Source organism: Photorhabdus akhurstii (assembly GCF_018448925.1).
In the GTDB taxonomy this organism is placed as follows: Bacteria; Pseudomonadota; Gammaproteobacteria; order Enterobacterales; family Enterobacteriaceae; genus Photorhabdus; species Photorhabdus akhurstii.
In genome coordinates this window covers 47,336-60,745 of sequence record NZ_RCWE01000011.1, presented here as the reverse complement: position 1 = coordinate 60,745, position 13,410 = coordinate 47,336, and the positions used below count along the sequence as shown (strand labels likewise).

Below are 13,410 nucleotides of genomic sequence, written 5' to 3'. Positions count from 1 at the left end.
ATTTATTCCGCCGACAATATTAGATATAAATACCAGTTTGTAAATAAATTAAAATTATTAGATAGTGAGATACATTGCATGGAATTTATTTAATGTATTATCAAGCTTTATAGAATATATATTCAATGAAGTTCATCACAACCAGTCAATTAATCACCTCAATATTAATTTGCTTTTATATACTTAATCTAAGTAAACATAGGGGGAAATTTCATTATTAATCTTAAATTATTTAAAAAATAATTATCCGGTATATTTTTAATACTACAAGAATATAATCACATTTGACTAATTATAATTTTAATAATAAATACTCTTAATGAAAATTTTTACCACCGATGATTTAGCAGCTTTCATAGACGACAACTCACTAACTAAAGAAATTGCCAATAAGCTGTTGAAAGTTTATAGTCTATTAGCCAAAAACTTTCTTAATATCAATGAGAAGAATCTTGAAGGCAACTTATTCATCTGGTCTACTAATCGAGGTAACATGTAATGAATAATAATCGACTCATCAAAATGCAGAAAATGGCTGAGCGTTTTCATAAATCTGGCACAGTATCAAATATCACCATGAGAAAAATTAATGCACTGGTTAAACAAGATAAAAATGTGAATCACTCTTTATCTGATGTGATGACTGGAAAACGCATAATTAAGTGAAAACATATTTTACAGGACGCATTTCAGTGACCGTATCTGCCAGTTCAATTAATTCAGCAGGGTAATCTTGTCCGGTAATTATCACCGTCTGATTAATTGGCCGTCCGTTTAATGCCTCGATAATTTCATTGAGTAATAGATAACTGTTGTTTATCACGCAAGCCAATTCGTTAAGCACTACCAATGATAATTCAGGATCACGCAACATGCGCAACGCATGCTGCCAAATCTCGGTACAAGCGGCAATATTCTTAATACGATTGTGCATTTCTCCGGTCAAGTTCATTGATATTAATTGAAATTCTACTCCATGACGCTGCAACAAAACACGTTCACCGACTGACCATTCATCCCTAATAAATTGGATAACGCCGGCCTTTAATCCATGACCCAACGCTCGTGTAACCGTTCCCATTGCTGCGGTGGTTCTCCCTCTGCCGTTACCGGTATAGATAATGACAATCCCCCGGCTTTCCTGAGCGGCTGCAACTTGTGCCATAAATCTCTCTTTTTGCCGCTGTTTTCTCTGTTTATATCGCTCTTCACTCATTTGTCTGGCTCCAATATCTTAATCAGTTCGTTTTGTCTGTATTTACTTGAGTTGACTCAGAGAATAATGTTTCTACTACCCGATCGACTTGTTGACGATCTCGACTCACCAACGATTGCATTAATCGTTCATTAGTGAAAAACCGTTCCCAAAAGCGACGACGTGCCGCCAAATGATGAAAGTGTCGTTTTACCCGCTGACGAAGTGTTCCACCGTAAGCGGCCAGACGACCAAGATGCATCGGTAATAACCGTTCGAGTTTTTCACGCCATAACCTGACCAATACCGGCGCATTGCCACCGGAGGAGATAGCAATCACCAGTGGTGAACGATCAATCACTGACGGTGTGATAAAACTGGCTTGCTGTGGCTCATCCACCACATTGCAAAAAATGCGGCGCACCGTCGCACAATCACTCACATAGCCATTCACCACCGCATCATTAGTAGCGGCAATAACCAGCCAACAATGCTCAAGCCAGTAAGGCTCAAACTCTCCATGAATAAGTGTCACTTGGTCAGTCTCCCCCCATAGCTTAAATTGAGGGGTGAATTCCCGTGCGTTAACTAATAGATGCGCACCGGCATCTAATAACAGACGTGCTTTACGCTCCGCTACCCGACCTCCCCCAACTAACAGACAGGTTTTATCCCGGATCTGACAAAACATCGGTAAATAATCCAACATAAGTCCCCTCCTACAGTTAACGCACACCACCCGGTATCATGGTCAGTAAGTGCTGACGAGGATAAAAACGCGTTATGCCTCGGTGTTTCAGCCACCAGCATAGATACTCAACATCATGATGGCGGCGATCGCACAATAACCCGACAATACTGCCACTATGAGCAACATTCAGCCCGTAGATCCCACTCCGCTCCACCAGTTCCAACAAACTGTCAAACGCCGGTTTTACCAACAATTTTTGACTGGCCTGTGCACTGAGCGTTGTGGCTTCTCCCAACCGCCGGCAATTCTGGGTGGTAACAGCCTGACAAAATAGTCTCCAGGCATGCTCTAGCACTGCGGCATTCTCCAGTAATGCCGGATGGCGATCTAAACGGTGATAATCAGCCGTGATCAAGATTTCCGGGCTTTCCAGTAACAAAATATCGATTGATGGCTGCCAGTCACAGGTAATCTGAGTAGCAGCCGTTTGATGATCAAACAAGGTAAGTTGGCTGAATAACGTGCTATCAGTAGGCTCAAGCTGTACGCAAAAGCCAGCCAATGTCGTTTCATCAAGTGTTTCCCCCAGATAGCGTGCCGTCGCCAACGCAGTGGCGGCAATATCAGCGGTACTACTTGCCAGCCCTTTCGCTACCGGGATCGTAGAGGTAAAGGAGATCCGTAAACCTCGCGCCATCTCCACCGATAAACCAAAATACGCCAGTACAGTTTTCATCATTTGACGCATGCGAGGACGTTCATCTTTTCCCGGCACGCCATCGGTAACAGACACCTCGCTGAACCAATTCACCGGACAAGAGATCAATTTCTCACCACCAAGTATCCATCCTTGGATAAGTTCACCACACGATGCGGGACAACGTGCCTCAGCCATAATTGAATACCTGATGTAACGCCGATACCAGACGACGATTATCATGCTCACCCTTGATGGCGACCCGATAATAAGCCGCGTCCAAGCTGGGATAGTTAGCACAATGGCGAATCAGTATTCTCTGTTTCAACAATGCTTGTTGAAGATTGATTTCCGGGCGCAGACAACGCAGGAAGATATAATTTGCCGCGGGAGGCCAAACACGCAATGCCGGTAATGCGGTCAACGCCTGATAAAGCCAACGTTGTTGTTCAGCTAACCAGCGGTGTGTTGCTTGAATGTAAGCCTTATCATTAAGAACAATTTCACCGGCCAATGCCGCAAAAGCATTAATCGTCCACGGTTCCCGCCAGCGCTTCATTGCCCGAACCCCCGTTACATCACTACTGACCAGATAACCAAGGCGCAGCCCCGGAATAGCAAAAAATTTCGTGAGTGAACGCAGAATATAAAGACGAGGAAAATGCGCTATCTGAGGAATAAATCCGGTAGTATCCGGGAGAAAATCGATAAACGCTTCATCGACAATCAGTGCAATATTATGCTGACGGCAACGTTCAAATACCGCCTGCAATAACGCAGCATCTGGCATTAAACCGGTTGGATTATTGGGTGTAGCAAGAAACAGGCAATCAGGGCGACATCGATCCAATGCCGCCAATAAACGTTGATCAGGCTGATAATCATCAGTTTCACGCATCACATACTCATCAATTTGGCAATCAACCCGTTGTAAGGCTTTCCGATATTCAGCAAATCCCGGTATCAAGAGCATGGCACGACGCGGTTTAAGATAATTCACCACAGCATAAATCAATTCGGTAGCACCATTACCCGCCATCAGGTTTTCCGCAGTACAATGATGAATCTGCGCTAACGCTGCATGCAATCGGCGATATTCTGTATCGGGGTAGCACTCTGCGCACTGCAATTGGTTGATAATGGCCGCTTTCAAGGATTCCGGCATCCCTAATGGGTTAATATTCGCGCTAAAATCAACCATCTCTTCTACCGCAACACCCATTTTCAGCGCCATTTCCAGCACATTCCCGCCATGTTCGCTCATTAAATTGATCCCGAATGTTAAACAAAAAATCAGAGTGCCATCAATGATGGAACGGAAGAGAGCAACAAACGATCCCGACTAAAAGCCAATGTTTCCCGCAGACGCACCACATCACCAATCACAATCAATGCTGGCGCAGTCAATCCCTGAGCCGCCACCCGTTGAGCCAGAGTTAACAAAGTTGCACTAGCGACTTGTTGCTGCTGATGGCTGGCATACATCACAACCGCCGCCGGCGTTGTCGGCGCTTTACCGCCAGAGATCAATTGCTCACAGATACTCGCCAGTTGGGTCATGCCCATTAAGATCACCAGCGTGCCTTCCAGTTTTGCCAGCGTCGCCCAATCCTGTGATTCATTTCCCTGACGCAAATGGCCGGTAATAACATGAAAACCTGATGCATAATCACGATGAGTGACCGGTATCCCGGCACAAGCCAGACCACCAATTGATGAGCTGATGCCCGGTACCACTTCAAAAGGGATTTTCGCCAGCGCCAAAGCTTCCGCTTCTTCACCACCACGGCCAAACACATAGGGATCTCCCCCTTTCAGCCGGACGACATTTAACCCTTGTTGCGCACACTCTACCAAGATCTGATTAATTTGCCGTTGCGGCACGGGGTGATAGTTCGGCGTTTTGCCGACATTAATCATTTTGCAGTTATCAGGCGCTTCGGATAACAGGTCCGGGCTGACTAATCGATCATACACCAGCGCCTCAGCCTGACGGATACAATGCAATCCTCTGACAGTAATCAGCGCCGCATCGCCTGGACCGGCGCCTACCAACCAAACTTTTCCGCTATTCATCATTTTTCTCACCCTTAACGAAAGTCTGTTTGAAGATATATAACCGATAGGCAGCAACACGATCTGGTGTAAGATCAATAATTCTTCATTTTTATTAATGTATTGATGATAACTATATGTCCTGACACATTGCAGCTTTATCTGCTTGTTTCCCTTAGCAACTTCGCCCTGTACCTTGTATCTACGCCATTTTTATTATAACCCCTAATGTTTTTGTGACTACCGTTGACTTTTCAACCAAATTGACGATATTTAATACTGATTGATAAAAAAAAATGCCAACATACGCCTTATTACAAACAAGAGGCGTAGCGATGGAATCCAAGGAATTATTCAGTGTCGGAATTGACATCGGCACTACCACCACACAAGTGATCTTCTCGCGTCTGTCACTGGTGAACCGTGCCGCAGTATCACAAGTGCCACGCTACGAGTTTGTTAGCCGCGAGATTATCTGGCAAAGCCCGGTGTTATTTACCCCCGTAGACTTCGCCGGGCAATTGCGTGAAGACGAGCTGTTCAACTTGATCCTGGCACAATATCAGGCAGCAAACATCGATCCAGATAGCATTGATTCCGGCGCGGTTATCATTACGGGTGAAACCGCGAAAACATGCAATGCACGCCCTGCGATCATGACACTGGCGCAAAAATTAGGGGATTTTGTTGTCGCAACAGCGGGACCACATCTGGAATCAATGATTGCCGGTTTAGGTTCCGGCGCTCAAGCGCTGTCACAGCAGAAAATGGCCAGAGTGCTCAACATTGACATCGGCGGCGGCACCGCCAACTATGCGCTATTTGATGCCGGGCGACTTATCGCCTCCGCTTGCTTAAATGTCGGCGGCCGCTTATTAGAAACCGATTCTCAAGGGAAAGTCTTACGGGCACATCCGCCCGGAGCGCTCATCGTTGATTCACTGTTTGGCGAAAACACAGATATTCAACATCTGACAGCCACGCAATTACAGCAAATTGCTACGCGAATGTCGCAATTGCTATGGGAAGTCGTCACCGGGCAACTCACACCACTGACGCAACAATTACTGATGACCGAACCGCTGCCAAACTGTGATGAACTCTATGCCGTCACCCTCTCCGGCGGGGTAGGAGAGTGTTATCGTGAAGCATCGGATCATGATCTATTCCGTTTTCACGATTTAGGACCATTGCTGGCGCAAGCTATCCATCGTGATAATGATTTCACCAAACTACCACTGCAAGTGCCAAAACAAACCGTGCGTGCTACCGTCATTGGCGCCGGCGCTCATACATTATCATTATCCGGTAGCACCATTTGGCTCGATACACTATCACTACCACTACGCAACATTCCCGTCGTCCACCCTGACACAGAAGCCGCTGAATCGCTGGCAGAAGCCTGGCAACATGCACTCACACAAATGGATCTGAATGCCGAACAGGATCTATATGCATTGGCCCTACCCGACGCCCTGCCGGTGAATTATGCCGCCGTACAGACATGCATTACCGCTTTACAGAATTTCGCCGCCCGCTATCCCTCTTCTCACCCGCTGCTCATCGTCGCCGGTCAAGATTTTGGTAAGGCATTGGGCATGCTGTTACATCCTCTGATGGGAGAACGGCCGCTGGCGGTTATCGATGAAGTGATCACCCGCACCGGGGATTATATCGACATTGGCACGCCGCTATTTAATGGCACTGTGGTTCCCGTCACTATCAAATCACTGGCTTTTCCTTCCTGAGAGAGCGTAAACATGAAATTGAAAACTCAGCTTTTTGGTAAGACCTATCAGTTTAAAGATGTCAAACAGGTGCTGGCAATGGCTAACGAATTGCGTTCCGGGGATATGCTAGCCGGGGTGGCTGCCGAAAGTTCTCAGCAACGCGTCGCGGCTAAACATGTCCTCTCGGGAATGACGATTGCGGATATTCGCATGAATCCGATCATTCCTTATGAAGAGGATTGCGTGACTCGCATTATTCAGGATGACATTAATGAAATTGCCTACACCCGCATAAAAAACTGGAGTATCGGCGAACTGCGTGAATACATACTAAGCGATGATACCAGCGTGGATGATATCGCCTTTCTGCGTAAAGGGATCAGTTCTGAAGTCGTTGCCGCCGTGGCAAAAATCAGTTCCAATGCGGACCTGATCTATGGCGCGAAAAAAATGCCGGTGGTCAAAAAAGCCAATACCACCATCGGGACACCGGGAACGTTCAGCGCCCGGCTGCAACCTAACGATACCCGCGATGATGTACAAAGCATTCTGGCTCAGATTTACGAAGGACTATCGTTTGGCGTTGGCGATGCAGTCATCGGCGTTAATCCGGTAACTGACGATGTGGAAAACCTGACTCGCGTGCTGGATACCATCTATGAAGTGATCGACAAATTCGCTATCCCAACCCAAGGCTGCGTTTTAGCCCACGTCACAACCCAGATAGAAGCTATTAAGCGTGGTGCGCCGGGTGGTTTAATTTTCCAAAGTATCTGCGGCAGTGAAAAAGGGCTAAAAGAGTTTGGCGTAGAATTGTCTATGTTAGATGAAGCGCGTGCCGTTGGCGCGGAATATTGCCGTCTTGCCGGCGATAACTGCCTCTATCTTGAAACTGGACAAGGCTCCGCTCTCTCCGCCGGCGCTCACTTTGGCGCTGATCAAGTGACAATGGAAGCACGAAACTACGGTTTGGCGCGCCACTATGACCCATTTCTGGTGAATACCGTTGTCGGCTTCATCGGGCCGGAATACCTCTACAATGATCGCCAAATTATCCGCGCCGGATTAGAAGATCACTTTATGGGAAAACTCAGTGGCGTCTCAATGGGATGCGACTGTTGCTATACCAACCACGCAGATTCCGATCAAAACCAGAATGAAAACCTGATGATCTTGCTGGCAACCGCAGGGTGTAATTTCATCATGGGAATGCCGCTCGGTGATGACATTATGCTCAATTACCAGACATCCGCTTTCCACGACACCGCCACTATTCGTCATTTGCTTAACCTGCGTCCGTCGCCCGAGTTCGAACGCTGGCTGGAACATATGGGACTGATGGCAAATGGCCGCTTAACACCACGTGCGGGCGATGCATCGTTCTTTTTCTGATTCTTTGCTGAGATAAATCACCATGATCCAAAAAACAATTGAAGAGAATGTAAGCGAGCTGGTATCTGACCTGAACCCCCATGCATCCCCTGAAATCATTGACGAAACTGAAAGCTGTACGCCGGATTTAGGCTCCTTAGAAGCCAAGCAGTGGATCGGTGTCCAAAGCCCGAACCGTATGGAAGTCTTACAGGAATTACGCCGTAGCACGGTGGCGAGAGTCGGTACCGGCCGCAGCGGGCCACGCCCCCGTACTCAGGCATTACTGCGTTTTCAGGCTGATCACTCCCGTTCTAAAGATACAGTGTTAAAAGAAGTCCCGGTTGAATGGATAGAAAAGCGCGGATTGCTGGAAGTGCAATCTCAAGTTAGCGACAAAAATCTCTATCTGACTCGCCCGGACCTGGGAAGAAAACTCAGTGCGAATGCGGTAGAAACCTTGCTAACACAGTGCAAAACTGGCCCCGATGTACAAGTTGTGATCTCCGATGGTCTTTCTACTGATGCCATTACCACCAACTACGAAGATCTTGTGCCGCCACTGTTAAAAGGGTTGGAACAGGCAGGAATGTGCATCGGCACACCATTTTTTGTGCGTTATGGTCGCGTCAAAATCGAAGATCAGATTGGCGAACTACTAAAAGCTAAAGTGGTTGTCTTACTGATTGGAGAACGCCCAGGATTGGGGCAATCGGAAAGTCTCTCCTGCTATGCAGTTTATAAACCGACAGTAGAAAAAACTGTTGAAGCTGACCGTACTTGTATCTCTAATATTCATCGTGGCGGCACGCCACCAATCGAAGCCGCAGCAATTATTGTCGATCTAGCTAAAAATATGCTAGAACAGCAAGCTTCTGGCATTGCTCTTAGTCGTTGATAGCATGGTGGCTATACTCTATGGATTTCAAGATGCTTCGCGACGGCAAGGGAGCAAATCCCCGGAAGCATAGATAACTATATGACCGGAGTGAGCGAGCGCAGCCAATAAAGAGGCGACTTGAAAGATGACGGGTATAAACAATAATCTTTCATTTAAGTGGAAACTCCCTTTTACTTCATTAAGAAAATCATCAATATAAAAATAGGATGGCAGGCCAGAACCTGCCTCCTGCTTTATTGATTGCCTAACCATAAATGAGATATAACTTCCAGTTCTGCATTTAGAATACTGCTAATGTTGTAGAATTCAATTTTATAGTAATTAACAACATTAGGAGGTGATGCAAGTATTTCCGTCTTACCGGAGTAAATATCAATATAGCTATACTGATTATAATGTCCAAACGGACCAGCCCAATAATTTACAGCCCTAATATTTGCCAGGCTATTGTTTTTTATAATTGCGTCACTGAAATCAGTGGGTAATACTGCATTACCAGAATTATAAATTACATATGCATCGTTAGAATTCATATGTACCATTCTTGATGGAATTCCAGCTTTTTTCCACGCAGGGTCCATTACAAATTCAATTTCTGCAATTTCAGTATTGCTAAGATTGGTGACTACAATTTTATAGCGGTAAATAAGGTCACCAGGTCCGCCGAATATTTTAACTTCGCTAGGATAAACATCAACATGACTATATTGATGATAATCTCCAATCAGACGAGCCCAGTAATTTATAGCCCTAATTGGCGCCATACTCTTGTTTTTTATAATTGCCGCTGGGACTGTATTGGGCACTGCAATATTTTTATTACTATAAATCTCAACGGTTTGAAGAGGACCTATAGATACAGTTTTTTTCAATGACATTATTCTTCTCCTCATTGTTTCTGTCATTTAGTAACATATATGACAGGTAGTTTTATCTGTAAAATTTAACTTAACACTTTCCAAAAACAGTTAAATATTGAAATTTGTCAGCACAGTGAAAAAATCAGATACTGTTTTTTCGCGTTATCTATTCTAATAACACTTTTTTCTCTCATTTCTATTACGGCAGCAGCACCATACTACTAAATACAGCAAACTTTAGAAAAACAGATCTAAATAATGCATTTATTAGGTATAATAAAACCGTAATTATGTTATGATAAGTCATTAGATCAACAAAATATTATGAGATTGAATAGATGGATTTGGGAAAATTAAGGAAATTAACCCTCAGTAGTGGATTCACATTTAAAGAGCTTCTTATGATGCAAAGGACCTTTAAGAATCTTGATGATGATGAAAGAAGGTATCTTATAGAAAATTATACAAAAAGCGATAATATTTACAATGTTATACTATTATTTGCTGGAGAAGTAGGTTTCCCTGTGTTATATATAACTGCTTGGTATATAGTGTTCATATTAATAGAGCTGTATGATAATGCATGGTTTATGGTTCCATTTACATCACTTATTTATGTCATTGTGACGATGACATGTTTATGTTATAAACGTTTTTGTCAGAATTATCCTTTCCCCCTATGCATAAAATTAACCATTTTCTATACTCGTCTCAAAATAAAAGAAAAGTTCAAGCAGTTATAAAGAATTAAGTGTGTCATGGTAAGCCATTTATAGAGTTAAAAAATGAATTTAATTGACTTAAGAAAATCAATATTAAATAGTGGATTCACCTTAAAAGAATTACTTAAGATAAAGAGAAACTTTCTTGTCCTGCATAAAGATGACCCATACATTTATAATAAATATCAAAGCAAAACAGATTGTTTTTGTTATTATCTACTATTTATAGCTGAAGAAGTCGCTGCACCATTAATAATGTTGACCTCAGTTTGTTTATTTATAATATCAGGTATTCTTTTCAGTGAAAAGGAATATAGCATTTCATTAATGTCATTTATTTACTTACTCTTTTTTACCTCTTTTTCAATTTATTATAGCCTTTCCGTTAGCTGTAATCCTATCACAGGATTAAAATTAGCAATATTCCATATTCGTTTTAAAATAAAAACTAAATTTAACCCTTGAGTTAATCAATAAAACATGATAAAAACAACTAATTATAAAACAAAATAAAATCGAGCATGAATAAATGAACCTAATTGACTTAAGAAAGCTAATATTAAATAGTGGATTCACCTTAAAAGAATTACTTAAGATAAAGAAAAGCTTTCTTGCTCTGCATAAAGATGACCCACACATTTATAATAAATACCAAAGTAAAACAGATTGTTTTTGTCATTATCTGTTATTTATAGCTGAAGAAATCGCTATACCATTACTATATTTAACCCCAGTTTATTTATTTATAATAACAGGCATGTTTTTCAGCGAAAAAACATATAGCATTTCATTGATGTCATTTATTTACTTATTCTTTGCCATTTCTGCTTTTATTTACTATAGCCTCTCTGTTAGCTGTAATTTAATCACAGGTTCAAAATTGTTAACTCTCTATATTCGTTTTAAAATAAAAACTAAATTTCAATCATCATGAAGTTTATTTATGTCATCTATCAAAAGTTTGACTTTATAGAAACTACCAGATATCTGGATGGTTAACATAGGCTTTGATGTTAATTTCCATTTTCTTGTAAAATCCTCATTAATATACCTGAACAATTTTCCAGATCCCGGTTTAACAGGCAAACTACCCGCTTTATTCTTCGGTTTAAACTTGAGAATGCCATACGTTCCATATGTACTTGCCAATAAATCAACCGAACTATAAGCAATATCACCCACACCATTATCATAACCTAAAGCATGAGAAATATATTGATAGCCTTCCCTGACCCAGCCTATATCTTGATTTTCATAAAGAACCGGAGTAATAGACTCATAGGCATTATTAAGCCCATGCGCCAACAAAACAACCCCCATTAATTGAACCCTTTTAGATCTTACAATTCTCCCTGAATTAATTACAGAAAAACCAGCAATTGTTTGAACACTACCAGCAACAACCCCGGCACCTATTTTTGCGTATTTAACCACACCATGATCTTCAAATATATCGGTTACAATATATTTGGTATAATCCTTACGCCTTAAAACCTGATATTCTTTTTCCGTTACTTCATACTCATCTTTTACTTCATAAACCAATCTCTTTTTTTCACTGACATCAAATGTATTTTTAAATTCACGGGTTTTTATATTAACAAAGTCATCAACTTCTTTTAAATATGACATTCTCAGTTGGCTATCTTCTATAAAAAAGCTGGCAGCCAAGTGTGCTTTACGCTTCAATGACGAAGCGTAATTATTTAAATCATAAGAAAGATGAGATATCCCTTTCATAAAAGCCTCAGTAAACGTTGTCTTCCCATATGCTATATGCACTGGTGCCGGACATAATATGTTCCCACGTTATTGATTTATACATCAAAGATAAACTCTCCTGTGGCTGGCATTCATTATGTGTAGATGAATTTGGATAAAACCCATTCAATGCACAGATATATGCACCGGTAAGTTTTATCTTATAATATAGTTCTAAACCACCTTTAGTTGATGTTCTGTAAAAATAAAAAATACATTGCAGCGATTCTTTATTCGTTATAGCCAACCCCAAAAGAGGAGAAGATTTATCTATTGGCTTTCTTATCTCAACCGGCTGATGGTTAACATGTTGACCTCTGGTTATATTAGACGTCAATTCATAAACAAATATATGGTCTTCATGACCAAGCTGACATGTGTTACCAATAGAATCAATCGTTGAACATCCTTGTGATATCAAACCTTGCTTATCACCCTTAATTTCTAAATAGATTATATTCGCCATAGAAAACCATCAGTTAGTCAATATTCAAAAACATGAATATATATTATCTTGATAAGAAATATAATATAGATATTGGGTTCATTGCCAAAGAATGTGATAAACCTCATGATAAGGGAAATTTAGCTAATCCTTTGGTGTTATAAATAACATTTAATTGCCGCCAATATTCCACTTAAATTAAACTTGAATAAATTTTTAATCCAATACGATTAAGTATAATGAAAGTCATTGGCAATCAAATATTACGAGATATATTTACTGAAATCTTTAAAATTATCATCCAAGAACAATGAACTCATATAAAAATGGCTATTTAACAATAAAGTATTATTGGGATAAATAATTCTTCTTTGATATTTAGATGTTGCAACATCAATATAAATGAGACTATCAATGCCTTCTTACTATAAGCTAGATTTATTACTGATAATTTTTTCAACTTGTTAACGAGTAGCTTTTAAGCTTTATTATGCTCTGGCAGGAAAGAAAGTCGTTCTGCTGTTACTGGGTGGAGACAAACGAAAACAGCAAGCCGACATAAGCAAAGCAATTGAGTATTGGAGAGATTACCAACAGAGGAAACCATGAGTAGATCACGCAGTCACGATGAAGCAGTCATTGAAATGCTCCGTAAAGACCCTGAGTTCGCTGAAATATACCTTCACACTGCTTTTGAAGAACTTGATGAAGAGGGCGGAGAAGCTAGCTTTTTACTAGCACTTCGCCATGTTGTTGAAGCACGTGGCGGTATGTCACTGGTTTCCGAACGAACTGGACTTTCACGCGAAACTTTATACCGAGCATTATCACCTAAAGGCAATCCCACACTGAAAACCATGAAGAAGGTTATTCATGCGACCGGTCTGACTTTCGCAGCTATTGCATAATAGGCAATAGCTCAAATCCCATCTCGTTTTCTCGGCGTTATCCTTTCCTAAGATGATAACGCTTTTTCTCTCAC

15 protein-coding genes and 1 pseudogene are annotated in these 13,410 nt (G+C 41.7%); 7 read left to right on the top strand and 9 right to left on the bottom strand.

The window, feature by feature from the left end; all coding sequences use genetic code 11:
• Positions 1-498 precede the first annotated feature (498 nt).
• A complete protein-coding gene (locus tag EAE93_RS13615) occupies positions 499-666 on the top strand; it encodes a hypothetical protein (RefSeq protein WP_036777413.1) in 168 nt (55 codons plus the stop codon).
• On the opposite strand, the gene cobO is transcribed toward EAE93_RS13615, so the two are convergent.
• From cobO to cobA, 5 genes and pseudogenes are all read right to left on the bottom strand, one after another.
• Complete coding sequence (gene cobO, locus EAE93_RS13610) at positions 659-1,216, bottom strand: cob(I)yrinic acid a,c-diamide adenosyltransferase (RefSeq protein ID WP_214039881.1); 558 nt, start codon at positions 1,214-1,216, stop codon at positions 659-661. The two genes, EAE93_RS13615 and cobO, sit on opposite strands and share 8 nt — an antisense overlap.
• A 55-nt stretch (positions 1,217-1,271) precedes the next feature.
• Positions 1,272-1,901, bottom strand: a pseudogene (locus tag EAE93_RS13605) (NAD(P)-dependent oxidoreductase); the annotation flags it as partial.
• 19 nt (positions 1,902-1,920) lie between these two features.
• Positions 1,921-2,781, bottom strand: a complete 861-nt coding sequence (locus EAE93_RS13600) for a GHMP family kinase ATP-binding protein (protein WP_214039880.1) — start codon at positions 2,779-2,781, stop codon at positions 1,921-1,923.
• A complete protein-coding gene (gene cobD, locus EAE93_RS13595) occupies positions 2,774-3,847 on the bottom strand; it encodes a threonine-phosphate decarboxylase CobD (RefSeq protein ID WP_214039879.1) in 1,074 nt (357 codons plus the stop codon). The genes EAE93_RS13600 and cobD overlap by 8 nt, the downstream gene beginning before the upstream one ends.
• A 29-nt stretch (positions 3,848-3,876) precedes the next feature.
• Positions 3,877-4,659 carry a uroporphyrinogen-III C-methyltransferase gene (gene cobA, locus EAE93_RS13590; RefSeq protein WP_214039908.1) on the bottom strand — a complete coding sequence of 261 codons (783 nt, stop codon included), beginning with the start codon at positions 4,657-4,659 and terminating at the stop codon, positions 3,877-3,879.
• Between the two features lie 314 nt (positions 4,660-4,973).
• On the opposite strand from cobA, the gene eutA reads away from it, so the two are divergent.
• Genes eutA through eutC form a run of 3 tightly spaced genes read left to right on the top strand, consistent with a single transcriptional unit; the run spans position 4,974 to position 8,637 of the window.
• Positions 4,974-6,386 carry an ethanolamine ammonia-lyase reactivating factor EutA gene (gene eutA, locus EAE93_RS13585; protein WP_040149087.1) on the top strand — a complete coding sequence of 471 codons (1,413 nt, stop codon included), beginning with the start codon at positions 4,974-4,976 and terminating at the stop codon, positions 6,384-6,386.
• Between the two features lie 12 nt (positions 6,387-6,398).
• On the top strand, positions 6,399-7,760 hold the full coding sequence (locus EAE93_RS13580; protein ID WP_036814474.1) for an ethanolamine ammonia-lyase subunit EutB: 1,362 nt from the start codon (positions 6,399-6,401) through the stop codon (positions 7,758-7,760).
• 22 nt (positions 7,761-7,782) lie between these two features.
• Positions 7,783-8,637 carry an ethanolamine ammonia-lyase subunit EutC gene (gene eutC / locus EAE93_RS13575; protein WP_036814477.1) on the top strand — a complete coding sequence of 285 codons (855 nt, stop codon included), beginning with the start codon at positions 7,783-7,785 and terminating at the stop codon, positions 8,635-8,637.
• Between the two features lie 27 nt (positions 8,638-8,664).
• On the opposite strand, the gene EAE93_RS13570 is transcribed toward eutC, so the two are convergent.
• Both EAE93_RS13570 and EAE93_RS13565 read right to left on the bottom strand, forming a co-directional pair.
• Entirely contained in the window at positions 8,665-8,892 is a 228-nt protein-coding gene (locus EAE93_RS13570; protein ID WP_036814479.1) for a hypothetical protein, read from the bottom strand.
• Complete coding sequence (locus EAE93_RS13565) at positions 8,874-9,518, bottom strand: hypothetical protein (RefSeq protein WP_036814481.1); 645 nt, start codon at positions 9,516-9,518, stop codon at positions 8,874-8,876. Before EAE93_RS13565 ends, EAE93_RS13570 begins: the two co-directional genes overlap by 19 nt.
• Before the next feature lie 767 nt (positions 9,519-10,285).
• On the opposite strand from EAE93_RS13565, the gene EAE93_RS13560 reads away from it, so the two are divergent.
• A complete protein-coding gene (locus EAE93_RS13560) occupies positions 10,286-10,687 on the top strand; it encodes a hypothetical protein (protein ID WP_214039878.1) in 402 nt (133 codons plus the stop codon).
• A gap of 64 nt (positions 10,688-10,751) precedes the next feature.
• Positions 10,752-11,156 carry a hypothetical protein gene (locus EAE93_RS24600; RefSeq protein ID WP_040149080.1) on the top strand — a complete coding sequence of 135 codons (405 nt, stop codon included), beginning with the start codon at positions 10,752-10,754 and terminating at the stop codon, positions 11,154-11,156.
• Here EAE93_RS24600 and EAE93_RS13555 read toward each other — a convergent pair.
• Together EAE93_RS13555 and EAE93_RS13550 are read right to left on the bottom strand one after the other, a co-directional pair.
• Positions 11,144-11,962: a DUF4225 domain-containing protein gene (locus EAE93_RS13555; protein WP_040149079.1), complete on the bottom strand. Its 819-nt coding sequence runs from the start codon at positions 11,960-11,962 to the stop codon at positions 11,144-11,146. The genes EAE93_RS24600 and EAE93_RS13555 overlap by 13 nt on opposite strands.
• Before the next feature lie 7 nt (positions 11,963-11,969).
• Positions 11,970-12,449, bottom strand: coding sequence for an Hcp family type VI secretion system effector (locus tag EAE93_RS13550; protein ID WP_040149078.1), 480 nt, complete (start codon positions 12,447-12,449; stop codon positions 11,970-11,972).
• 584 nt (positions 12,450-13,033) lie between these two features.
• Here EAE93_RS13550 and EAE93_RS13545 point away from each other — a divergent pair.
• Entirely contained in the window at positions 13,034-13,336 is a 303-nt protein-coding gene (locus EAE93_RS13545) for an addiction module antidote protein (RefSeq protein WP_036814486.1), read from the top strand.
• Positions 13,337-13,410 lie beyond the last annotated feature (74 nt).